This is a genomic window from Devosia sp. J2-20 (assembly GCF_055808475.1).
This window is the reverse complement of the sequence record NZ_CM147870.1, coordinates 1,658,553-1,682,591: the sequence shown is the minus strand read 5'-3', so window position 1 is coordinate 1,682,591 and position 24,039 is coordinate 1,658,553. Positions and strand designations below refer to the sequence as shown.

The window sequence follows — 24,039 nt, the reverse complement described above, 5'->3', positions numbered from 1 at the left end:
CTTCCCTCTCAGCGATACGGTGCGTCGGCGGACAGATTGGCAGCGATTTCTCGCTCCCAACGATCGCCATTGGCGAGCAGCTTTTCTTTGGAGAAATACAGCTCTTCACGCGTTTCAGTCGCAAACTCGAAGTTCGGCCCTTCGACGATGGCATCAACCGGACAAGCTTCCTGACAGAAGCCGCAATAGATGCATTTCACCATGTCGATATCGTACCGGATGGTACGACGGGTACCGTCATTCTGGCGTGGGCCCGCTTCGATGGTGATGGCCTGTGCCGGGCAGATCGCCTCGCACAGCTTGCACGCAATGCAACGCTCTTCGCCATTGGGATAGCGACGCAATGCATGCTCACCACGAAAACGGGGGCTCACATGCCCCTTTTCGAAGGGGTAGTTGATGGTTGGCTTGGGCGAAAAGAAATACCGCATCGTCAGGCCAAAGGCCTTCACCAGTTCGGTGAGCAGCAGCGTGTTAAAAAACTGGGCGACGCGCATCAAGCCATCCCTCCATGCCAGCCCCAGCCGGTGAGCTGAAGAACGAAAGCAACAATAACGACCATCAGCAGCGACAGCGGCAGGAACAGCTTCCAGCCAATGCGCATCAACTGGTCATAGCGGTAGCGCGGCACGATTGCCTTGGCCATGGCGAACATGAAGAACACCAAGCTTACCTTGATCACGAACCACACCACACCCGGAATCCAGGTGAACGGTGGCAGATCAATTGGTGCCGTCCAACCACCCAGGAACAGGATGGTGGTCATGGCGCACATCAGCAGGATCGAGATGTACTCACCCAGCATGAACAGCATGTATGGCGTAGCCGAATACTCGGTCATGAAACCGGCCACCAGCTCGGACTCGCCTTCGGCCAGATCGAATGGAGGGCGGTTGGTCTCAGCCAGCGCCGAAATAAAGAAGATCACGAACATTGGAAACAGCGGCAGCCAGAACCAGTTCAGGAACGTCAGCTGCGGCAGGCCGATCATATTGGCCAGCCCCATTTCCTTCTGGGCGATCACGATGTCGGTCAGGTTCAGCGAACCCACGCACAGCAGCACAGTGATGATCACCAGGCCAATGGACACTTCATAGGACACCATCTGAGCCGCCGCACGCAGCGACCCAAGAAACGGATACTTCGAGTTCGAGGCCCATCCACCAATGATGACGCCGTAAACGCCCAGCGATGAGATCGCCAGCAGATACAGGATGCCAAGATTGATATCGGCAATCGCCAGGCCTTCACCCACGGGCACAACAACCCAGCCGGTCAAAGCCAGCGTGGCCGTCAGCAAGGGCGCGAGCAGGAACAGGATCTTGTCCGCACCGCCCGGAATGACAGGTTCCTTGAGCGCGAACTTGATCAGATCGGCGAAGCTCTGCAGCAGACCAAACGGCCCCACCACATTGGGACCGCGGCGCAACTGCACGGCAGCCCAGATCTTGCGGTCAGCCAGCAGGATGAACGCGGTAAAGACCAGCAAGCTCACCAGCAGCAGCAATGCCTTGTAGACAAAACCGACATGCACACCCCAGCCCAAGGGCGGGATACCGAGCAGATAGTCGAGAGCAGCGAGAAAAAGTCCATTGTGCTCCCCTACTCCGCGGCCTGCCGGAGACCGGCTGCGGTAGCTGCGCATTCACCCATGACCGCCGAAGCGCGAGCGATTGGATTGCTGAGATAAAACTCAGAGATCACCGAACCGAACGGCGCCGACTTGGTCTTGATAACGGCCTTGGCTAGCTTGGCCACATCGGCAACCGCGCCAGGTGCGATCTGATCGATACGCGCCAGATGCGGGAATTCAGCGTAGATGGCTGCACGCAACTGGGTCAGCGAATTGAACGGCAACGGCTTGCCCATGGCACCCGACAGGGCGCGGATAATGGCCCAGTCTTCCTTGGCATCACCCGGCGGGAACACCGCACGGTTGGTCACCTGAACCCGCCCTTCGGTGTTCACGTAAGTCCCCGATTTCTCGGTGTAGGTCGCCGCCGGCAGGATCACGTCAGCACGGTGCGCACCAGCGTCACCATGGGTTCCGATATAGACCACGAAAGCCTTGCCGGTTTCCGACATGTCATACTCATCAGCGCCCAGCATAAACAGCACATCAAGCTCGCCCTTACCGGCCAGCGCGATCTGGTCTGCCGAGCAGACGCCGCCATCATGCGGCACGAAGCCAATATCGAGACCGCCGACGCGGCTGGCAGCATTGTGCAACAGCGCAAAGCCATTCCAGTCCGCTTCGACGTCCTTGCCAGCAGTCGCCAGCTTGGCGGCCAGCGCAATGGTGTCACGGCCAACCTGCTTGCCAAGCGAAGCATGCGAGACTGCGCCTTCACCGACGATGATCAGCGGCCGTTTGGCATTGCCCAGGATCTCGGCGAAGTGGCCCTTGCCCGCGGCCAGATCGGCCAGCGTTTCAAAGCCCGCACCCAAATGGGTGTATTCATAAGTCAGGTCTGCCGCTTCACCGATCAGGGCGATTGGCAGGCCGGTCGCGCGCCAGGTCTTGCGAATACGCGCATTGACCAACGACGCCTCAAGACGGGGATTGGCACCAATGATGACAATCGCATCAGCCTGCTCGATCCCGGCAATAGTCGGGTTGAACATGTAGGCCGAACGCGGCATCGAAGGATCAATCCCCGACATTGCCGGCCGCACGTCAGTCATGCCTGAGCCAACTGAAGCCAGCAGGCTCTTGAGCGCGTACATCTCTTCGACAGCCGCCAGATCACCGGCGATCGCGCCAACCTTGCTGCCGGCCTTCTTGACGCGTGCCGCAACAGTAGCGAGTGCTTCATCCCAGCTGGCAGCCTTGAGCTTGCCACCCTTGCGAACATAGGGGCGATCCAGACGCTGGCTCTTGAGCCCATCCCACACAAAGCGGGTCTTGTCAGAAATCCACTCCTCATTGATCGCCTCATTGACGCGCGGCAGGATGCGCATCACTTCGCGACCGCGGCTATCAACGCGGATGTTGGAGCCAACAGCATCCATCACGTCGATGGATTCCGTCTTGGTCAATTCCCAGGGGCGCGCATTGAACGCGTAGGGCTTGGAGGTCAGTGCGCCCACCGGGCACAGATCAATCACATTACCCTGCAACTCACTGCTAAGCGCTTGTTCGAGATAGGTGGTGATCTCGGCGTCTTCACCGCGACCCAGCAGGCCCATTTCGGCAATGCCGGCCACTTCGGTAGTGAACCGAACACAGCGCGTGCAGTGAATGCAGCGGTTCATCGAGGTCTTGACCAGTGGGCCAATATACTTGTCTTCGACGGCGCGCTTGTTTTCCGCAAACCGGTTCTTGTCCACGCCATAGGCCATGGCCTGGTCCTGCAGATCGCACTCGCCGCCCTGATCGCAGATCGGGCAATCCAGCGGGTGGTTGATCAGCAGGAACTCCATCACGCCTTCACGGGCCTTTTTGACCATTGGCGTGTTGGTGAACATTTCAGGCGGCTCGCCATTGGGGCCCGGACGCATGTCCTTGACCGCCATGGCGCAACTGGCGGTCGGCTTTGGCGGACCACCCTTCACTTCGACCAGACACATGCGGCAGTTACCGGCGACCGACAGGCGGTCGTGATAACAGAAGCGCGGAATTTCCGCGCCAGCGGCTTCGGCCGCCTGCATCAGCGTGTAGTAGTCAGGAACTTCGACGAGCTGGCCGTCAACTTTGATACTTGCCATCAGCCCTACTCCGCCGCGATCGACGGCACGGCGCCGTCGCTGGTGGATGAATATGTATACTGGTCGATCCGCTCTTCGATCACATGACGGAAATTGCGGATCAGGCCCTGGATCGGCCACGCAGCGGCGTCGCCCAAAGCACAGATAGTGTGACCTTCAATCTGCTTGGTCACTTCGAACAGCATGTCGATTTCGCGCTTCTGGGCGCGGCCTTCGACCATGCGCTCCATCACGCGCATCATCCAGCCTGTGCCTTCACGGCATGGCGTGCACTGCCCACAGCTCTCATGCTTGTAGAAAGCCGACAGGCGCCAGATGGCCTTGATGATGTCGGTCTGCTTGTCCATCACGATGATAGCCGCGGTGCCCAGCGATGAGCCGGCTTCCTTCAAACCATCAAAATCGACAATGGCGTCCTGAATACGCTCGCCGGGCACACATGGCACCGACGCACCACCCGGAATAACCGCAAGCAGATTGTCCCAGCCACCACGAATACCGCCGCAATGCTTCTCGATGATGTCCTTGAAGCTTTCGCCCATGGCCTCTTCGAAAGTCGCCGGCCGATTCACATGGCCTGACACGCACATCAGCTTGGTACCAGTATTGTTGGCACGACCAATCGAGGAGAACCAGGCGCCCGAGCGGCGCAGAATTTCGGGTACAACCGCGATCGACTCGACGTTGTTCACGGTCGTGGGATTGCCGTAGACACCCATGCCAGCCGGGAATGGCGGCTTGAGACGGGGTTGACCCTTCTTGCCTTCCAGCGACTCCATCAACGCGGTTTCTTCGCCGCAGATGTAAGCGCCGGCGCCGTGATGGACGATGATGTCCAGATCCCAGCCGTGGATATTATCCTTGCCGATCAACTTGGCCTCATAGGCCTCCTCGACGGCGCGTTCCAGATGCTGGCGCTCACGGATGAACTCACCACGCACGTAGATAAAGGCCAGATGCGCATCCATCGCGCGGGCCGCCAGCAGGCAACCCTCGACCAGATGGTGCGGATCATGCCGTAGGATATCGCGATCCTTGCAGGTACCAGGCTCGGACTCATCGGCATTGACCAGAAGGTAATGCGGCCGGCCATCGCTGACCTTGGGCATAAAGGTCCACTTCAACGCAGTGGGAAACCCGCACCTCCGCGGCCGCGCAGGCCAGAAGCTTTGACTTCATTGGTAATCCAGTCACGGCCGGAATCAATGAATTCCTTGGTGCCGACCCAGGCGCCGCGTTCGCGCGCGCCAGCCAGCGTCCAGTCGTGTTGACCGTACAGATTGGTGAAAATGCGATCTTTATCAGCGAGCACTCTTCACACTCCTATCGCGGCTTCTTGCCGAAGACGCGGGCATATTCTGCCTCACCGCCTTTGGCCAGAGCGGCAGCTTGCTTGATCCAGTCATCACGGGTGATACGACCCTTGAAGCTGAGCGCGTCATCTACCTTGGCCACATCATCAGCGCTGAACGCCGCGACCTGGCTCCACTTGGTGATGCCCAGCGCATTGAGTTTGCGCTCTAGCACCGGTCCAACACCAGAGATCAGCTTGAGATCATCGGCACTACCAGCAGGCGCGCTGAACAGCGGCGCAGCGCCACCCTTCTCGGCCACTGGATTGACCTCGGCCGGATTGGCCTTGGGCGCAATGATCGTGCGGCTCTTCTTGGCTGGCGCCTCTGCAGCATCAGCTTGACGTGGCTTCGGCGTCTTGGTTGCAGCCCTGCCCCCATCAACCTTGCCCGCATCGGATTCTGCACCAGTCGCCTTGGGACGCATGGCGTTGTTCGGTTTGCCATTGGCATTTGCAGCCGCATCGGCAGCCTTGCGTTCGGCTTCTGCCTTGCCCTGCGAGACCTTGGCCGCATCGGGCGTACCCTTGATGGCAGGCGCAGACTCTGCAGTCACGTCCTTGGGCTTGGCAGCAGTTGTCGGCTTGGCGGCCGGCGCAGCAGCGGCAGCGTCTTCCGGCGCAGCTGGCGGAATGAACTTTTCACGTTTAGCAGTCGGCTTCACCAGCAGTGTGGTCTGTCCACCTTCGGCCGCGGAATGCAAACGCTCAATCTGGGGACCCGGCTTGATCGTGTCACCCTTGCCTGCAGCAAAAGCGTCCACGATCTCTTCGAAGCGCTCGCCCGTCAGATCTTCGTAGGTGTCATGATAGATCGTGACCATCGGCGCATTCACGCACGCACCAGCACACTCGACCTCTTCCCAGCTCATGGTGCCATCAGCATTGAGATGGTGCGGGTCGTGATGGATCTTGCTTTTGCAGATCGCAATCAGATCGCCTGCGCCACGCAGCATACACGGCGTGGTGCCGCATACCTGAATGTGGGCGCGCGTACCAACGGGCTGCAACTGAAACTGGGTATAGAACGTTGCCACTTCCAGAACACGAATGTAGGCCATGCCAAGCATGTCCGCGATCGTTTCGATCGTAGCGCGGCTGACCCAGCCATCCTGATCCTGCGCCCGCATCAATAGCGGGATAACGGCAGACTGCTGACGGCCGGTCGGGTACAAACCGATCTTCCATTCCGCCCATTTGGCGTTCTCAGCACTAAATGCGAACGACGTCGGTTGAACCGACTCGTCAGCCAGGCGACGCGAAACCATCAGCGATCAACCTCTCCGAACACGATATCGAGCGAGCCAAGGATTGCCGAGACGTCAGCCAGCATGTGGCCGCGACAGAGGAAATCCATGGCCGACAAATGCGCAAAACCCGGCGCGCGGATCTTGCAACGGTATGGCTTGTTGGTGCCATCGCTGACCAGATACACACCAAACTCACCCTTTGGCGCTTCCACACAGGCATATACCTCGCCAGCGGGAACCTTGTAGCCTTCGGTATAGAGCTTGAAGTGATGGATCAGCGCTTCCATCGACTGCTTCATTTCGGCGCGCTTGGGCGGCACAACCTTGCCATCCAGCGACGACACCGGACCCTTGCCATCAGCAGCATTCAGCTTGACCACACACTGCTTCATGATCTTGGCTGACTGACGCATCTCTTCCATACGGATCAGATAGCGGTCATAGCAGTCGCCGTTCTTACCGATTGGAATATCGAATTCCATCTCGTCATAGCATTCATAGGGCTGGCTCTTGCGCAAATCCCAAGCCGCGCCGGAACCACGCACCATCACGCCGGAGAATCCCCAGTTCCAGGCGTCTTCCAGCTTCACAACGCCGATGTCGACATTGCGCTGCTTGAAGATGCGGTTGTCAGTCAGCAGCGTATCGAGGTCTTTCACGAAAACCAGGAACTCGTCGCAGAACGTGTCGATATCATCGACCAGAGCGTGTGGCAGATCCTGATGTACACCACCGGGACGGAAATAAGCAGCATGCATGCGCGCGCCCGAAGCACGCTCATAAAAGATCATCAGCTTTTCGCGCCACTCAAAGCCCCAGACCGGCGGTGTCAACGCACCAACGTCCATGGCCTGTGTGGTCACGTTCATCAGATGCGCCAGCAGACGACCGATCTCCGAATACAGCACCCGGATCAACTGGCCACGGCGCGGCACTTCCAAGCCCAGCAGCTTCTCGACGGCCAGAGCAAATGCATGCTCCTGGTTCATCGGGGCCACATAGTCCAGACGATCGAAATACGGAACAGCCTGCAGATAGGTCTTTGACTCAATCAGCTTTTCAGTACCGCGGTGCAGCAGACCGATATGCGGATCTACGCGCTCGACGACTTCACCGTCGAGTTCGAGAATGAGGCGCAGCACACCATGGGCAGACGGATGGACCGGGCCAAAATTGATGGTGAAATTGCGAACATTGGCTTCAACGGTCATTGCTTGGCCTTCTCGTCACCGGGCAGCACATAATCGGTACCTTCCCAGGGCGACAAATAGTCAAAGGTGCGGAATTCCTGCATCAATTGCACGGGCTCATAGACCACGCGCTTGCGCTCTTCGTCGTAGCGCACCTGCACAAAGCCCGAGACCGGGAAGTCCTTGCGCAGCGGATGGCCGTCAAAACCATAATCGGTCAGAATGCGTCGCAGATCGTTATGACCCGAGAACAGCACGCCGTAGAGATCGTAAGTCTCGCGTTCGAACCAGTCAGCACCGCGGAACACACCGGTAATGCTCGGCACAGGTGTAACGTCATCGGTACTCAGCTTCACCCTCACCCGATGGTTCAGATAAGGGCTCATGAAATGGTAGACGACGTCAAATCGCTCATCGCGCTCCGGGTAGTCAGCGCCGCAGACATCCACAAAGCTGACAAAGCGACACTTCGGGTCGTCGCGCAGGAACGTCGCGACAGCGACAATCGACTCGCGATCGACCGTAAGCGTCAGCTCGCCAAAGGTGACCTTCTGATCAACAACCGCATCACCCAATGCACCAGCGATATGCTGGCCAAGGTCCACAAGCGGATCAACCTGAATGGCTTCATCCATATTCAGCGGTCCTAACGTTCGATGGTGCCGGTACGGCGAATCTTTTTCTGCAACAGCAAAATGCCGTACAGAAGCGCTTCAGCCGTCGGAGGGCAGCCAGGGACATAGACGTCTACCGGCAGCACACGGTCACAACCGCGAACCACCGAATAGGAATAGTGGTAATAGCCGCCACCATTGGCGCAGCTACCCATCGAAATGACATAGCGCGGCTCAGGCATCTGGTCGTAGACCTTGCGCAGAGCTGGCGCCATCTTGTTGGTCAGCGTGCCGGCGACGATCAATACGTCTGACTGGCGTGGCGATGCGCGCGGCGCCGTACCAAAGCGCTCGATATCGTAGCGTGGCATCGACATCTGCATCATTTCAACGGCGCAGCAAGCCAGACCCGTCTGCATCCACATCAGCGAACCAGTGCGCGCCCATGTCACCAGCTGCGACACAGTGGAGACAAGAAAACCCTTGTCAGCCAGTTCGTCCGTCACATCGGTGAAGAATGGATCATTGGCACCAGCAACCTGCTGGGTCCGCGGATCGATCAGGCCCGTCGGGCGCGGCGCGACAAGCGTTTCGTTATCGCTCAATCCCATTCCAGGGCCCCTTTCCGCCATTCATAGATAAAGCCGACCGTCAGCACGCCCAGGAAGATCATCATCGACCAGAAGCCGAACCAACCCACATCCTGAAACGCAACTGCCCAAGGGAACAGGAACGCCACTTCGAGATCGAAAATGATGAACAGGATCGACACCAGATAGAATCGGACATCGAACTTCATGCGCGCGTCGTCGAACGCATCGAAGCCGGCCTCGAAGGCAGACACCTTCTCCGGATCTGGGTTCTTCACGGCGACGAGAAAAGGAACCACCAACAAGGCGAGGCCGATAACGGCAGACAAGCCAAGGAAAATGATGATGGGCAGATAATCGCTGAGCAAATCAGTCATGCGGCAGCCTGTTTTCTAGTCCGGTCGGGCGACCGGCGTCACGTGAGCATCACAGGCAATTGGGGCCAGCGAACCGACGCGACAGATGATGGGTTGGGCTTAGACCTTTGCCTATCGTGTTTCAAGGGAAAGAAAATATGACAAAAATATTCATATATCATACCCCGGCTCCACGGGCCTGAGCGTCGCTCACTGCCTATGTGCGTCGCAGCATTCGCGGTCAAATGATCGGACCATCAAACGGCCTGCGCCCCGCAACATCAGAATCGCGCTGCAAGATTCGCGGGCCACAGCGCACAAAAAAGGGCCGCGCCAGAAGCGAGACCCCGCTGCAAAGCAAAACGGCGAACCGCAGAGCGGTTCGCCGAATTGGGTTTGCAAGACGCTAGGTCAGGAGGGCGGCGAACCGCCCTTCCCGATTGCAAATCTTAGAAGTGGTAGAACACGCCGACGGTTGCCTTGGCACCGTCAAAGAACTGGTCGCCAGCGGCGCTCGAGAAATCGCCGAGACCCAGAACTTCACCACGAACCGACACAGATTCGGTCACTGCAACTTCAACACCACCACCGATGGCATAGATGTTTTCAGTGGTGCCCGAACGGCTGGTCATGCCAACACCGCCAGCAGCGTAGACCATGACCTGATCGGTCACGACTGCGCCAACGCGAGCCAGTGCCAGGAACATGCCGGCGTCATCGCCGTCCTGGAACACGTAGTCGCCCTGAACTTCGAGGCCGAGCAGGATTGGGTCATAGGCGATGAAGTTCACGCCGACAGCACCACCAACCGAAAACTGCGAGGTGCTAGCCTGCAGATTGGTCAGACCGTTTGCGTTGGTGAACACGCCACCAGCGTTAACGCCTGCATAGAGACCTTCCCAGCTGAAACCAGCCGACTCATAGATCGGCATTGGGGTCGTTGGGATGATCAGATCGGCGGCCTGAGCACCACCAGCGAGCAGCGCGGCAGCAGCCACACCGAGAGAAAGCGAACGTACAAACATATCTTGCACTCCCATAGAGTTAACCGTAGTCCACCGTTAGATGCATCAGCACAACGCGCGTGGCAAGCCTCCGCCTATCGAAATTAGGCGGTGCGGATAACATTCCATGACCATTTGGGGGGAGGTGTTGCGCCAATGTCGCGCATTTGGCCCAATTTGATACAAATCCCACCAATCACCCTGCAGAAGAGGGCGACGAAGTGGCGCACATGTGTTCATGACTGAGTCGCTCCGTCAAGCCACACCTTCGCCATAATTGCGCCACCCCACCAACAAAAACAGCCCCGCCAAGGCGGAGCTGTTTGGATTTCGGACCTTTAACTGCGGGCTGAAAACCCAGGGTTTCTAGGCTAGAAGTGGAAATTGGCCCCCACTGAAATCTGGTCTTTGGCGTTATCACCGCTCAGCGGAAAACTCCGGAGATATTGTGCGTCGATCGACACATTGTCGGTCAGCGCGACCTCCAGACCGCCACCCAGAAGAGCGTCATCTTCTTCGGGCACGCCCAGATCGATTCCATAACCGCCGGCCGCGTAGACAACCACGTCGTCAGTCACCACCAGGCCGGCACGGCCCAGAAGCTGACCATAGCTGGTGTTTCCCGCATCGCCGGTCAGGCCATGCACGGCAACTTCAGCGCCAAGCAGGTAGAAATCAAACTGCGCGTTCACGCCAGCCTGAACACCCAGGCCATATTGCGTGCCGGCAACTTCACTGTTCTGCGCAACGCCATAGAGGCCGCCGTAAAAGCCATTCCAGTCAAAGCCGGCGTCCTCGTAGACGGGGATGTCAGCGGTACTGCTGGTCGGCACGGTGATCAGATCGGCACCAATTGCCGTGCCCAGGCTGAGCGAGGTGGCCAGTGCGGTGATAGCGATAGTGTTGAACATGCGCATTGCCGTTCTCCTTGCAGGTATTGAAGCGTTGCAGCCAGAACGCGCCCTTTTCGAACCCGTTCCGCTCTGTACGCAACAGCACCGTTCAGCGTTGCATATGTGTCACAGGCGACTTTAGCCGCCTGTGGCTACCAGCTTCGGCTAGAGACTTCCGACGAGCACGGGGTCTTCCCTGAAGGAATCGGGAAAGATCGCCTCGAGCGCAGCGATCTTGGGAAGGTCATGAACCACGATATAGGGCCATGACGGGTTCAGCGTCAGAAAGTCCTGGTGATACTGCTCAGCAGCATAGAACGCCTCAAACGGCTCAATGGTGGTCACGATCGGCCCCTCAAAGCGATCTGCGGCATCAAGCTGTTCAATATAGGCCTTGGCCGTTTCGGCCTGCTCATCGTTCACCGCGAAGATCGTCGAACGATATTGCGTCCCGCGGTCTGGCCCCTGATAATTGAGCTGGGTAGGATTGTGTGCCACCGAGAAATAGATCTGCAGCAGTTCGCCATAGCTGATGATGGCGGGGTCATAGTTCACCTGAACGGCTTCAGCGTGACCGGTCGTTCCGCTACCGGTGAGCTCATAAGTTGCCGTCTCAGCAGCGCCGCCGGAATAGCCAGACACCGCCATGGTGACGCCATTGACGTGCTGAAACACGCCCTGAACACCCCAAAAACACCCGCCAGCGAAAATCGCGGTTGCGCTGCTGCCTGTTTCAGTCAGATCGAGCGCCGGTGCAGGGATCACGACGGGCGCTTCCTGTGCGGCAACAGGCTGATTGAAAAACCCCAATGCCATGGCGGGCAGCAGCAGCAAGGAGGCGACGGTGACCCGCCACCCGTTCTGGCGACTGGCTGATAGGGCAAGAGTTCTGGACATGAGTGTACCTTTGTTGGAGCTATCTGCTCCTCAGTTCGCATTATATGGCCGTTTGGTTACCTCAGATCACCCGCATCACGTTGTTATGAACGATGCCGGCTCCGGTCACTGCCCTCTAACCAGGCCAGACCCAGTTGCGGATTTCCGGTAAGTCCTCGCCGTTCTCACGAATATAGTCGTTGTGTTCCGCAAGCCTGCTGGCAACCAGATCCGCAAATGCCTCACGTCGGTCTGCCAGACGCGGCACCCGGTCAATCACGTCCTTGGCGACATGAAACCGGTCAATCTGGTTGAGCACAGCCATGTCAAAAGGTGTGGTGGTCGTCCCCTCCTCCTGAAATCCATGGACGTGGAAATTGTCATGATTGCTCCGCCGATAAGTCAGTCGGTGGATCAGGGCTGGATAGCCGTGATGAACGAAAATCACCGGCTTGTCGGTTGTAAACATGGCATCAAACGCTGCATCATCAATGCCATGCGGATGGATGCTGGGTGGCTGCAGCGCCATCAGATCAACCACATTGACGAAGCGCAGCTTGATATCGGGCGCTTGCTCTCGCAGTAGCGCTACCGCCGCCAGCGCTTCCATCGTCGGCACATCCCCGGCACATGCCACAACGGCATCGGGTTCTTCAGTGCCGCAATTTGAGGCCCATTCCCAGACGCCCAGTCCGGCAGCGCAATGCGCCTCAGCAGCAGGGCCGTCCAGCCATTGCGGCTCGGGCTGCTTTCCCGCCACGATCACATTAATGTAGTCACGACTGCGCAGACAATGATCGACGACCGATAGCAGCGTATTGGCGTCGGGCGGCATATAGACCCGCACCACACCAGCCTTCTTGTTCATGACGTGATCGATGAAGCCCGGATCCTGATGGCTGAACCCGTTATGGTCCTGACGCCATACATGCGACGTCAACAGATAGGTCAACGAGGCAATCGGTTTACGCCACGGCACGCTCTTGGAGACGTTGAGCCATTTGGCGTGCTGATTGAACATCAGATCCACCACATGGATAAAAGCCTCGTAGCACGAGAAAAATCCGTGCCGGCCCGTAACCAGATATCCCTCCAGCCATCCCTGACAGAGGTGCTCGCTGAGCACTTCCATTACGCGGCCATCCGGTGAAATCTGTCGGTCCGTCTCGATCAGGTCTCCCATGAAGACCCGGTCGGTCACTTCAAACACAGCCCCGAGCCGGTTTGACTGCGTCTCATCGGGACCGAATACCCGAAAATTCTGCGCGCCATCGTTGAGCTTCAAGACATCGCGCAGAAACGCCCCGGCGACGCGTGTCGACTCGCCCTCAACAGCTCCAGGCGATGACACATCAAGCGCATAATCGCGGAAATCAGGTAGCTTGAGATCCTTGAGCAGCAGTCCGCCATTGGCATGCGGATTGGCGCCCATGCGGCGGTTGCCGCTCGGCGCCAACGCGGCCAATTCAGGGAGGAGCTTACCTGCATCATCAAAAAGTTCTTCAGCGCGATAGCTGAGTAGCCAGTCCTCAAGCACTTTGAGATGGCCGGGAACCTCGGCAAGCTTGGACAGAGGAACCTGATGGGAACGCCAGGAGTCCTCGGTTGGATTACCATCCACTTCCTTGGGTCCGGTCCAGCCCTTGGGCGAGCGCAACACAATCATCGGCCAGGCCGGCCGCGGCACCTCCACCCCGCTGCGTGCTGCGAGCTGAATGGCCGCAATCTCGTCCATCACCTTATCCATGGCCGATGCCATGGCCTGATGCATCAGCTCGGGATCGTGGCCCTCCACGAAATGGGGCGCATACCCGTAACCACGCAGTAACGCATCAAGTTCGTCATGGCTGATCCGGGCAAGTATGGTGGGACTGGCGATCTTGTAGCCGTTCAGGTGCAGAATTGGCAGCACTGCGCCATCACGCGCCGGGTTGAGAAACTTGTTGGAATGCCAACTGGTCGCAAGAGCACCGGTCTCTGCTTCCCCGTCACCCACGACGCAGGTCACGATCAACTCCGGGTTGTCAAACGCCGCCCCATAGGCATGCATCAGTGAATAACCCAGCTCGCCTCCCTCATTGATCGACCCGGGCGTTTCCGCAGCCACATGACTGGGAATGCCACCGGGCCAGGAAAACTGCCGGACCAGCGTGGTAAGGCCAGCCTCATCCTCCCCAATCTCGGGATAGAACTCGCTATAGGTGCCCTCAAGATAGGTGTTGGCTACCAGCCCTGGGCCACCGTGCCCTGGCCCGGTTACGTAAATCATATCCAGATCGCGCTCCTTGATGACGCGATTGAGATGGGCATAGATAAAATTCAGTCCTGGGGTCGTCCCCCAGTGCCCAAGCAGCCGTGGCTTGACGTGATCCAGCGTCAGTTTCTCGCGCAGCAGTGGATTGTCGCGCAGATAGATCTGTCCCACCGAAAGGTAGTTTGCAGCGCGCCAGTAGGCGTCCATACGGGCTAGCAGGTCAGCTGAGAGTGGGTTGGTCATGACGCGAAAGTCTCCTGCTTGAGCAATCGGATAACGGCCGCGGCGATAACCGCTTCCTCGTCCGTCGGAATAACGTGTACGCCGACACGGGCAGTATCGGTCGAAATGGTGATGGCATTGGCCTGGTTGCTGGTGGGATCGAGCGCGATTCCAAGAAACTCAAGCTCGGCACAGACGCGCTCGCGAATAACAGCAGCATTCTCCCCAACACCGCCTGTAAAGACGAGCGCATCAAGACCGCCGAGGCTTGCAGCGAGAGCGCCAATGGCTTGCCGAATGCGATAGCAATAGACACCAAGCGCCTTTGCTGCCCGGCTATCCTGCGTCTCTGCGTCCAGCAGGATGCGCACATCGGCGCTGATTTCCGACATGCCGAGCAGGCCCGATTGGTGATTGACCAGATGGTCGAATGCGTCTGCGTCCAGCCGCTCCGTCTTGGTCAGATAGCGGACCAGTCCAGGGTCGATGTCACCGCTACGGGTTCCCATGGGAACGCCCGCTGCAGGCGTAAACCCCATCGTTGTATCAATGCTGCGGCCAGCACGCACTGCGCTCAGGCTGACCCCATTGCCGATATGGGCCAGAACGACCCGGCCTCGTGCGCGATCAGGGTCGAGCCTGTTCAAAACCTCAAGCACGTAGCTACAAGAAAGCCCATGAAAACCATACCGTTCAACGCCGACTTCAGTGAACCGACGCGGTATTGATAATTGTCTGGCGACAAGCGGCATGTCCCGATGGAAAACGGTATCAAAACACGCAATTTGCGGCACGTTCGGGAACCGCGCGCGACACAGCCTGACAATCGCAATCTCTGACGGCAAATGCTCGGGTGCGTAGTCGACGATGCGTTCAAGCTCGGCAATGACGGCTTCATCGACCACACAATGTTCACGGTAGGCGGCACCGCCATGCACAATGCGATGCCCGATGGCCACCAGGGACCCAATGCCAAAGGCCCGGTCTATCCAGGCCAGCGCGTGTTCAACCGCTTCAGCATGGGTGGCTGATGGTACGGGACCAATGTCACCTCCATCAATTGTCAGCCGGCTATCAGACTGTCCAATACGATTGACTGCGCCACCGGCCGTTTGGACAAGGTCTGTCTGCCGAAAGACGGCGAACTTCAGGCTCGACGAACCAGCATTGATCGCAAGCAGAAAGTGGTCTCGCTGTGCCTCACCCATGCCCACACCCGGGCAGCAAGATGAGTGGTGACCAAGAGCGATTGCTTGAGGTGATAAAACTGTAGCCTGCGGTCAACCCAAGGAAATTCATGCGTCCCGTCCCGCTATCTGTCGATATCGGAACCATGCAGCAGATGTGCCCGCGACGCCTTGACCCAAATCAACTCAGCGGCCCACTGGAAAATCAGCGTGGTGGATCGGCGTCGAGGTTGAGCTCGATCCGGGCATCGAGTGCGACAGCGCCGTCTGCATCGGCCAGCACCGGATTGATATCGATCGCATTGATCTGCGGAAAATCCGTGACCAGCCGCGACACAGCCATCAGCACAAGGACAATCGCATCGCGATCCACCGCCGGCCTGTCGCGATAGCCCGCCAGCAAAGCACTGACGCGTGTGCGATCAATCATGTCCGCAGCCAGTGCACGGTCCACCGGTAGCAGCTCCATGGTGGTATCGCGCACCACCTCGACCGAAACACCCCCTGCCCCGAACATCAGCGCCGGTCCGAATACCGGATCTGTGGTAATACCGATCAAAAGCTCCTCGGCGCGGGGCCGGACGATCATCTCCTGAACGCTGAATCCTTCCAGTTCAGCGCCAACCCCGAGATCGGCAAGCCTGTCGGCAATTTCCTGCGCAGCAGCAACGGCCTCCTTTGCAGAAGCAAGACCGAGGACGACACCGCCCAGATCAGACTTGTGGGTCAGCGTGGAGGACAGCATTTTGACGGCAACCTGCCCACCGCCAGCCAGCAACTGCGTCGCCGCCTCCCCAACATCGTCGACACGCAGCACTGTCATGGTGTGCGGCACGGCAATGCCATAGGCCGCCAGAACGGTTTTGGCTTCGGGTTCAGTCAGCATGCTGCGGCACTGTCTCGCAGCTCCCTCCAAAACGGCGGCCGCGCTGGCCCGATCATCCGAACCAACCAAATCTGTCGAAACGCGCTGCAGCAACAGGCTGGCGCGGTGCCATCGGGTCAGCATTTCAACGGCATCAGCGGCTTTTGAAGGTGTGTTCACAGTGGCCACGCCTGCCCCGTTGAGTAGGTTGCGGGCACCGGCAGCAGCGTGCTCTCCGAGCCATGTTGCCAACACCGGCTTGCCATTGATCAGGCCGTGCTCAACCACCGATACCACGCCTTGCGCGGCATCGCTGGGCGCAGCGAGCGCCGTCGGGCAATTCATCGCCAGGACCACGTCGACCCCAGGATCCGCAGCAACTGCGCGCAGAGCCGCAACGTAGCGCTCTGCTTTGGCATCCCCGATAATATCCACCGGGTTGGCGCGCGACCAATTGGCCGGCAGGACCTGTTCCAGGGTCGATAGCGTTTCTTGCGACAGCTCGGCAATCTCGCACCCACGATCGATCAACTCGTCAATTGCCAGTACGCCAGCCCCACCGCCATTGGTTACAATACCAACCCGACCGCGCTCCAATGGCGCAAAGCGCGCACAGATTTCGGCCGCTGAGAACAGGTCCTCAAGATGCTGCACGCGTATGACCCCCGCACGACGCAGCGCGGCATCCACCACACTGTCCGCGCCGGCCAGAGCCCCGGTATGGGTTTGGGCAGCACGCGCGGCCGCCTCGTGGCGCCCTGGTCTTATCGCGATGACCGGCTTGCGTCGCGCGGCCGCTTGCGCCGCCGCCATAAACCTGGACGCGTCGGGAATGGACTCCAGATACATCAAAATCGCCGACGTATTGGCGTCTTCCGCCAGCACACTCAGAAAGTCGCTGACATCAAGATCGGCCATGTCACCCAGCGACACGATCTGGGAAAAACCGATGCCCTCGGCCTCCGCCCAGTCAATGACCGAGGAAATGATCGCGCCGGATTGCGACAGTAGTGCTAGCGATCCCGGACGGGCGGGAATATGGGTGAAACTCGCGTTAAGCCCGACCAGAGGCGCCAGCAGTCCAATGGTATTGGGTCCAATGATCCTGACGCCATGTTCGGCAGCTGCTGCCAACATGCGCTCGCGCAAATCATCCTCCTTGCCGATACCCGCTGTAATGATGACCACGGAGCGTCCGCCGGCAGCGCCGATTTCGGCAATCAAATCCGGAATCGTGTGCGCCGGCGTTGCGATGACACACAGGTCGGGGACCGCAGGCAGGTCCCCCACCCGCGCCACACACGGCAAGCCGCCCAGTTCGGTATATTTTGGATTGACCGGATAGACCGCGCCGCTAAAGCCGCCAGTCACGATATTGCACAGCACCAGCGCACCGAGCGAACCGGGGCGTTTAGACGCCCCGATCAGGGCGACGGATCGAGGGGCCAAGGCATGGTTCAGGCTCGTGTTCGTCATCAAAAAATCCGGCGCTACTCTGGTGGGGGTACGACTGAACGTCGGCAACAGACGATCAGTCCGGTCGAACGGAAATAACACGAAATACGTGCATTTTGCCGTCATCCTCGCGGATCGATATGTACTCGCCCAACACGAAGCGTTCCTCTGCGAGCCTGAACCCGACCTCATCATCGGTCGTGGTCTCCTCGACGTAATCGAAGACCCAGCTATTGTTGGGGCCCCGAACAATGCGCCCACGAGCCTCTTCCTCGCCCGGCCTGCGCCGGACCACGCGACACCAGTCAGGCGTGTCGCGATAGGCGGAGGGATCGATGTGTCCCTCCGGTGTGAGCGGAAAATACAGGCGATAGCTATGCGCCTGATCGCCCTGCGGGTGACCCGGTTCGCGGGCAAGTTCGAGCTCAATGCGGTACAGTGGTGCTTTGGTCATGATCAGGTCGCTCCCGCTACTGCGCGGTGTAACCGCCATCCACCAGATGATAGCTGCCGGTGATAAAGGAGGCGTCCTCGGACAACAGGAACGCAGTCAATGCGGCAACTTCGGCGGAGGTGCCCAGCCGACCAACCGGGTGCATTCCGGCGATAGCGGTCAGTGTCGCGGCATCGAGATGATTGCTCAACAATGGGGTGTCGATAAATGCAGGGCCGATCGAGTTGATGCGAATGCCGTGCTTTGCATATTCGATGGCGGCAGTCTTGGTCAGCCCGACGACGCCATGCTTGGCCGCGACATACGCTGGCGCGGTCGCGAAGGCGACCGATCCGAGGATTGAGGCCATGTTGACGATGGAGCCGCCACCCGACGCAATGATGGCCGAGATCTGGTATCGCAAGCCATAAAACACGCTGTTCAGATTGGTCGCGATAACCTTGTGCCAACTGTCGAGCGGATACTCGCCCGTTGTCGCCGCTGCACCGGAGATGCCTGCATTATTGACCGCCAGATGCAGCGCACCAAACTCGCGCTGCGCCGCTGCCACCATGGCTTCCACCTCGACAGCATCACTCACATCGACCGCAATACCCTTGGCCACACCACCCTTTGCGGTGATCGACTCAGCCACGCTGCGGGCGCCATCCTCATTTAGGTCGGCCACCAGCACTTTGGCGCCTGATGCCGCTAAAAGCTGCGCAATCGCTTCACCGATACCCGAAGCCGCCCCGGTGACGACAGCAACTTTGTCCTTGAAATCATAAGGCATAGCAAAATCTCCTTGAGGGACCTGAAGGTCGATTGCGGGCGCAATGACAACCACGCAGCTTCGTCCTAATTCCGATGCCAACTCAGATCATGCCCACACGCCCTTGTTCTTGATCTCGCGCAACTTGAGGACAATTCCCCGCGGCGCATTCGGCGCTCAAATTGATCCCGGTCAACAGCCGCAACGCCGCTACGGTCCATACTCTTGCCATCAAGGACGAGGAGCGACTTCATCATGAGCTACGATTGCTTTCTACCAATAGCGACCTTTCCAGATGCCACGCCCCGGCAGGCAATCTCTTTGGGGATGGCAATCGCTGCACGGATCGACGCACGTTTTTGCGCTTCGGTGCACGAGGTCGATATCGCGCCCGTCAGCAATGTTCTGGCGGATATGGCAATCAATGTGACCGCCATGTCAGAACGCGCCGAAGCCGACAGCAAGACAACCGCTGGCGTGATGGCGCAATGGCTCAAGCAACAGGCCGACGAACTGGCAAAACCAATATCCATTCAGCGAATTCGGTGTCGCCCCGAGGACCTGATCGACAACTGGATCGTTCCCTCCCGCACCAACGATCTCACCATTCTTGCCGCGCCCGGCAGTGACCAGCAGGAAGCCATGGTCATCGATCTGGTCTTTGCCAATGGCGGCCCCGCCCTGATCGTGCCCGACATCGAGGTGCCTGCCACAGATGCAGTATTTGGCGTCTGCATCGCATGGGATGGCGGTCGCGCCGCCGCGCGCGCTGTTCGCGATGCCATGCCGTTCCTCAAGGCCGCAAAGGATGTCAGCATCGTCGTTGTAGATGATGACAAGGCAATCGAGGGCAAAAGCGCCATGGCTCTTAGCCATTGGCTGGGTCACCACGGCATCGCCTCCCGCTTGCTGACTCGCTCACGCGGCACCGTCCCGGTGGGCGAGACATTGCAGGCTGCCGCGCTGGCAGCCGGCGCAGACATGCTGGTGATGGGCGCTTATGGCCACAGCCGTGTGCGCGAACTGGTTCTAGGCGGCGCAACCCGCTCCATTCTCGAGCATACGCGACTGCCGATCCTGACGACCCACTGAACACCTCAAGGAATACCAATGACCTATCACGCAGCCGTCTGGATCGATCACCAGGAAGCCAAAATCTTCCATCTCACCACCCAGGACGTTGAAAAGGATGCCGTGCACAATGGCGTCCCCAACCATCACGTGCATCGAAAGGCAGACCACCTAGGACTGGGAAAAACCGCGCTCGAACCTGCCTTCATGACCGATATTGCCGATACGCTGGTGGGCGCGCGGGCCATTCTGCTCGCTGGCCCGGGACAGGCCCGCATCGAACTGATGCGTTTTCTCGAAAAATCTCATCCGGCCATTGCGGCCAATGTGTGGGACAACCAGCCGATGGACCATCCCACTGATCCCCAGATCGTGGCTGCCGCGCGCACCTATTTCAATGGCGCTGATCGCATGCACGGCTAGTCGACCCTCGGGCGCTGCGCGGCTAACTCTCGTTCAGCGCCTCATAGCCTGCGACGACGTCGAACAATTCTTCATCGATGCCATCCTGCCGCATTCGATGAAACTGGCTGGTGAGCTCACCCAGCAAGCTGTCGATATTCTTGTCGGCACGCTGCATCGCCGCAAGCCGACTGGCATTTTCGCTCGCCAGCGAAGCCGCGCAGGCCCGAAAGAGCGAAACGAACAGAAATTCGCGCACGAAAGCGCTTAACGTTGCGGGGCCTGTGCCGATTTCTTCGGGCAAGGTACCCGATGGCCATGGACAGGCGCTAACCGTCTTACGCCAGTTTTCATCAAGCGGCAGCACCTTCTCGGCCAATGGTGCGAAGGCCACACCCGACCCGGCCTTGTTATAGGCGACATGCAACTGATTGATCTCGCCACGGCTGAACGCTGCCTCGTAGTGCCCCAGTATTTCTGTAACCAGCAACCCAATTGCGCTGACCGACACAGGTACCCCAAACAGCCTATCCACCGTCAGGCCCGCATCCTTTAGCGGCTCGGAAGCCCGCTCTCCGACAGCCCAGAACCGCGTATGCGGGCTATTACCGAATGACGAAATCGCCTGATGAGCGACAACGTCATTGAAGCGACCGACCAATCCCTGATCCGAGCCAAAAACCACAACAGCGGCAACGCCCTGATGGTGCTTCAATGGCAACACCGCGTCGCCCCCATTGCGGATGCAAACTCCCAGCCCCAGTTGAACTGTCCGGTAATAATCATCGAGCGCATGCACCGACTGCTCGTATTCAATGATGCTGGACGCGGCGAGCGCCTTCATGGTGCGCACAACGGCGTGCAGGTCCTGGGCACTGTCGATCGTCCTGCGCAGCCCTGCAATCGTCGAGCTCATTGCACCGAACCGACCAGGCGCGACCCGGACCAGTTGTGCAAAGCTGTGCGCGCCAACTCTACGATAATTGCCCGGTCTTCGGCGCTCAGGCGCGATGCCGTTTCCAGTCGCGCGACCACATCCGCCGGCATGTCTCGCGCAGCTTCCCGCAGCGCATCTTGCGCCTCGACCATGGAGGCAACAGTCACCGCATCAAGCAAGCCGGCCGCCAAAGCGAGTAGAATGGTCAGTTGTTGCGGCACTGTCTCCGGACTGAGTTCATTCTGCTTGAGACAGGCGCGAATGCGTTCGCCGTGCTCGATCGTCTTTTGCGTATCAGCGTCCAGACGTGCGCCAAAGCGCGCGAAACTCTCCAGTTCCTCAAACTGGGCATAAGCCAGCTTGAGATCACCCGAGACCGCCCTGAAGGCCGCACGCTGCGCTTTGCCACCAACACGTGACACCGACCGCCCCACATCCACCGCAGGCAGCACACCGAGTTCGAACAAAGACGGCGACAGGTAGATCTGGCCGTCAGTGATGGAGATCAGGTTGGTTGGGACATACGCGGCAATATTTTGCGCTTCAGTCTCGATAATGGGCAGCGCCGTCAGCGAGCCGCCGCCAAGGCCCTCTCGCAGGTGCGTCGCGCGTTCCAGTAGCCGGGCATGAATATAGAAGATGTCACCAGGGAAGGCTTCACGACCCGGCGGGCGCCGCAATAGCAAAGACAGTTCACGGTAGGCGCGCGCGTGTTGCGTTAGGTCGTCATAGACGATCAGCACATCCCGGCCCTGCTCCATGAAATGCTCGGCAATACTGGTTGCGGCATAGGGCGCGATGTAGATTTGCCCGGGTGGTGAGTTGCCCTCTGCAACCACAACGGTTGTATACTCCATGGCGCCATGGGCACGCAGCTCCTGGATCACCGCGGCGACCCCGGCGGCGCGCTGACCAATGGCGCAATAGACGCAGACCACATCCTTGCCGGCCTGGTTGAGAATGGTGTCGATGGCGATCGCGGTCTTGCCAGTCTGCCGATCACCCAGGATCAGTTCGCGCTGCCCACGTCCGATGGGAATGAGCGCGTCGATCACCTTCAGACCCGACTGCAAGGGCTCCGACACCGGCGCCCGGTCCATAATGGCCGCAGCAGGCCGTTCAATGGGCAGACGCTTGTCCGCGATGACCGGCCCCAGACCGTCGACAGCACGGCCCAGTGGATCGATCACCCGGCCCAACAGGCCCGATCCAACGGCGACATCCATCACCCGCCCCGTGCGTTCGACCATATCGCCGGCATGCAGGTGCGCATAATCGTCCAGCAGCACAACGCCGATTTCGGTCTCGTCGACATTGAAGGCAATGCCAAAAGCCCCGCCGGAAAACGCCAGCATCTCTTCAGCGCCGACGCTGAACAGGCCGGAAACTGATGCGATGCCGGTTGAAACCCGCATAATGCGCCCAATCTCGCGAGCCGAAAAATCCGGAACGAAGTGCTTCCGCGCATCCGCCAGCGCGGCAAAGGCAGCTGACACATCAATTGACGGGGAGGCTTGAGCACGCAGCGTCATGCCGCCCCTCCAGTCCCCAGGGCATCGCGGCCCATCAAATCACCGACACTCTTCTCCAGCGTTTTGAGATAGTCAGCCACGCTCCAGGCCAGCTTTTGCCCACCACCGACCAGTTCAATGCCGCTGATCAGATCCGCGTCGATCTCGAACTCAAGTTGTGCGTCTATACCTAGTGCTGCCGAGAATGCCTTGCCGATCCTGGCCTTCTGAGCGCTCGTAAGCGCGAAGGCGGATCGGATCACCGCTGGCGCCCGAGTTGATGTAAGCATTTGTGCCACGGTCGCCGTTTCGGCCTTGTCGAGGGCCTCTAGCTTGCGGACGAAAAGGCCGGTCAGTTGTGCCTCCAGCGTCTCGTCCGCCAAATCCGCCAGAGCCTTGCGCGTAATGGCAAATACCTCGTTCTGCGCTCGCCGGGCTATCTCCGCGCTCAGGTTTGCAGCGTCCAGAACCAGAGCAGAACGTTGCTGCTTCTTGGTGGCCTCAACCTCGGCCCGAGCAGCGTTGGACAAGCGCGTGCGCTCTGCATCCGCATCCGCGACAGCCTGCGCGAGAAGGCCTGCCCGCTGATTCTCAAGCTCGGCACTCTTGGCCTGTAGCGCGTCCCGTTCAATGGCGGCCTCGGCCTTGCTTGACGCTGCATCGTCCAAGGCCGCTGCGATCCGCTTTTCGCGTTGATCAATGGCGTTGAGCACGGGCTGGTAGAGGAACCGCTTAAGCAACCACACCAGGACCAGAAAGTTGACTATCTGTGCACAAATGGTGAACCAGTCGATCTCCATCGGCTAGTTCCCCGCTGCCTGGGCGGCAGCCATCGCCAGCGCATAATTCCAGAACGGATTGGCAAAGACCAAGATCATGGAAACCACGAAACAGTAGATGGCTGTCGACTCGATCATGGCCAGGCCAACGAACAGGGTTCGGGTAATGGTCGGGGATGCATCGGGTTGCTGGGCGAGTGCCGTCATCGCCGTAGCGACAGCGCGGCCTTCCGCCAGCGCAGGCGCCATGGTTCCAAACCCTGTGGTGATCCCTGCGACGGCAATCGAGACAATGGCGACGAGACCGAGATAGTCCATG

22 protein-coding genes and 1 pseudogene are annotated in these 24,039 nt (G+C 59.1%); 2 read left to right on the top strand and 21 right to left on the bottom strand.

What is annotated here, in order from left to right; genetic code table 11:
- Window positions 1-8: 8 nt before the first annotated feature.
- The 17 genes and pseudogenes from nuoI to AC0L37_RS08155 form a co-directional block, all read right to left on the bottom strand.
- A complete protein-coding gene (gene nuoI, locus AC0L37_RS08235; protein WP_212659133.1) occupies window positions 9-497 on the bottom strand; it encodes an NADH-quinone oxidoreductase subunit NuoI in 489 nt (162 codons plus the stop codon).
- Window positions 497-1,645 carry an NADH-quinone oxidoreductase subunit NuoH gene (gene nuoH, locus AC0L37_RS08230; RefSeq protein ID WP_282221465.1) on the bottom strand — a complete coding sequence of 383 codons (1,149 nt, stop codon included), beginning with the start codon at window positions 1,643-1,645 and terminating at the stop codon, window positions 497-499. The genes nuoI and nuoH overlap by 1 nt, the downstream gene beginning before the upstream one ends.
- Window positions 1,603-3,708 (bottom strand): NADH-quinone oxidoreductase subunit NuoG, encoded by a 2,106-nt coding sequence (gene nuoG, locus AC0L37_RS08225; protein WP_212657901.1) that lies wholly within the window; start codon window positions 3,706-3,708, stop codon window positions 1,603-1,605. The genes nuoH and nuoG overlap by 43 nt, the downstream gene beginning before the upstream one ends.
- Before the next feature lie 5 nt (window positions 3,709-3,713).
- Window positions 3,714-5,020 (bottom strand): annotated as a pseudogene (gene nuoF, locus AC0L37_RS08220) (NADH-quinone oxidoreductase subunit NuoF).
- A gap of 11 nt (window positions 5,021-5,031) precedes the next feature.
- Window positions 5,032-6,327: an NADH-quinone oxidoreductase subunit NuoE gene (gene nuoE, locus AC0L37_RS08215; RefSeq protein ID WP_282221466.1), complete on the bottom strand. Its 1,296-nt coding sequence runs from the start codon at window positions 6,325-6,327 to the stop codon at window positions 5,032-5,034.
- Complete coding sequence (locus AC0L37_RS08210) at window positions 6,327-7,520, bottom strand: NADH-quinone oxidoreductase subunit D (protein WP_282221467.1); 1,194 nt, start codon at window positions 7,518-7,520, stop codon at window positions 6,327-6,329. Before AC0L37_RS08210 ends, nuoE begins: the two co-directional genes overlap by 1 nt.
- Window positions 7,517-8,134 (bottom strand): NADH-quinone oxidoreductase subunit C, encoded by a 618-nt coding sequence (locus AC0L37_RS08205; RefSeq protein WP_282221468.1) that lies wholly within the window; start codon window positions 8,132-8,134, stop codon window positions 7,517-7,519. The genes AC0L37_RS08210 and AC0L37_RS08205 overlap by 4 nt, the downstream gene beginning before the upstream one ends.
- Window positions 8,135-8,145: 11 nt before the next feature.
- The gene (locus tag AC0L37_RS08200) at window positions 8,146-8,724 is read right to left on the bottom strand and encodes a NuoB/complex I 20 kDa subunit family protein (RefSeq protein ID WP_212657896.1); all 579 of its coding nucleotides are present in this window, start codon (window positions 8,722-8,724) and stop codon (window positions 8,146-8,148) included.
- Window positions 8,715-9,080, bottom strand: coding sequence for an NADH-quinone oxidoreductase subunit A (locus tag AC0L37_RS08195; protein WP_212657895.1), 366 nt, complete (start codon window positions 9,078-9,080; stop codon window positions 8,715-8,717). Before AC0L37_RS08195 ends, AC0L37_RS08200 begins: the two co-directional genes overlap by 10 nt.
- 428 nt (window positions 9,081-9,508) lie before the next feature.
- Window positions 9,509-10,084, bottom strand: coding sequence for an outer membrane protein (locus AC0L37_RS08190; RefSeq protein WP_212657894.1), 576 nt, complete (start codon window positions 10,082-10,084; stop codon window positions 9,509-9,511).
- Window positions 10,085-10,434: 350 nt separating this feature from the next.
- The gene (locus AC0L37_RS08185) at window positions 10,435-10,980 is read right to left on the bottom strand and encodes an outer membrane protein (RefSeq protein WP_212657893.1); all 546 of its coding nucleotides are present in this window, start codon (window positions 10,978-10,980) and stop codon (window positions 10,435-10,437) included.
- Between the two features lie 141 nt (window positions 10,981-11,121).
- Entirely contained in the window at window positions 11,122-11,853 is a 732-nt protein-coding gene (msrA, locus tag AC0L37_RS08180; RefSeq protein WP_473315062.1) for a peptide-methionine (S)-S-oxide reductase MsrA, read from the bottom strand.
- 115 nt (window positions 11,854-11,968) lie between these two features.
- The gene (locus tag AC0L37_RS08175) at window positions 11,969-14,329 is read right to left on the bottom strand and encodes a phosphoketolase family protein (RefSeq protein WP_282221469.1); all 2,361 of its coding nucleotides are present in this window, start codon (window positions 14,327-14,329) and stop codon (window positions 11,969-11,971) included.
- Complete coding sequence (locus tag AC0L37_RS08170) at window positions 14,326-15,516, bottom strand: acetate/propionate family kinase (RefSeq protein WP_282221470.1); 1,191 nt, start codon at window positions 15,514-15,516, stop codon at window positions 14,326-14,328. Before AC0L37_RS08170 ends, AC0L37_RS08175 begins: the two co-directional genes overlap by 4 nt.
- A gap of 184 nt (window positions 15,517-15,700) precedes the next feature.
- Window positions 15,701-17,836: an acetate--CoA ligase family protein gene (locus AC0L37_RS08165; protein ID WP_282221471.1), complete on the bottom strand. Its 2,136-nt coding sequence runs from the start codon at window positions 17,834-17,836 to the stop codon at window positions 15,701-15,703.
- 55 nt (window positions 17,837-17,891) lie between these two features.
- Complete coding sequence (locus tag AC0L37_RS08160; RefSeq protein ID WP_212657888.1) at window positions 17,892-18,269, bottom strand: hypothetical protein; 378 nt, start codon at window positions 18,267-18,269, stop codon at window positions 17,892-17,894.
- 16 nt (window positions 18,270-18,285) lie between these two features.
- Complete coding sequence (locus tag AC0L37_RS08155; protein WP_282221472.1) at window positions 18,286-19,041, bottom strand: SDR family NAD(P)-dependent oxidoreductase; 756 nt, start codon at window positions 19,039-19,041, stop codon at window positions 18,286-18,288.
- Window positions 19,042-19,347: 306 nt separating this feature from the next.
- On the opposite strand from AC0L37_RS08155, the gene AC0L37_RS08150 reads away from it, so the two are divergent.
- Together AC0L37_RS08150 and AC0L37_RS08145 are read left to right on the top strand one after the other, a co-directional pair.
- Window positions 19,348-20,112 carry a universal stress protein gene (locus tag AC0L37_RS08150; RefSeq protein ID WP_282221473.1) on the top strand — a complete coding sequence of 255 codons (765 nt, stop codon included), beginning with the start codon at window positions 19,348-19,350 and terminating at the stop codon, window positions 20,110-20,112.
- An 18-nt stretch (window positions 20,113-20,130) separates the two neighbouring features.
- On the top strand, window positions 20,131-20,514 hold the full coding sequence (locus AC0L37_RS08145) for a hypothetical protein (RefSeq protein ID WP_282221474.1): 384 nt from the start codon (window positions 20,131-20,133) through the stop codon (window positions 20,512-20,514).
- Window positions 20,515-20,536: 22 nt separating this feature from the next.
- Here the strand turns inward: AC0L37_RS08145 and AC0L37_RS08140 are convergent, their stop codons facing one another.
- The 4 genes from AC0L37_RS08140 to AC0L37_RS08125 form a co-directional block, all read right to left on the bottom strand.
- Complete coding sequence (locus tag AC0L37_RS08140; RefSeq protein WP_473315051.1) at window positions 20,537-21,337, bottom strand: F0F1 ATP synthase subunit gamma; 801 nt, start codon at window positions 21,335-21,337, stop codon at window positions 20,537-20,539.
- 68 nt (window positions 21,338-21,405) lie between these two features.
- Window positions 21,406-22,962: an alternate F1F0 ATPase, F1 subunit alpha gene (locus AC0L37_RS08135; protein ID WP_282221476.1), complete on the bottom strand. Its 1,557-nt coding sequence runs from the start codon at window positions 22,960-22,962 to the stop codon at window positions 21,406-21,408.
- The gene (locus AC0L37_RS08130; RefSeq protein WP_282221477.1) at window positions 22,959-23,741 is read right to left on the bottom strand and encodes a F0F1 ATP synthase subunit delta; all 783 of its coding nucleotides are present in this window, start codon (window positions 23,739-23,741) and stop codon (window positions 22,959-22,961) included. The genes AC0L37_RS08135 and AC0L37_RS08130 overlap by 4 nt, the downstream gene beginning before the upstream one ends.
- A 3-nt stretch (window positions 23,742-23,744) precedes the next feature.
- Window positions 23,745-24,038, bottom strand: coding sequence for a F0F1 ATP synthase subunit C (locus tag AC0L37_RS08125; RefSeq protein ID WP_212657881.1), 294 nt, complete (start codon window positions 24,036-24,038; stop codon window positions 23,745-23,747).
- Window position 24,039: the final 1 nt, after the last annotated feature.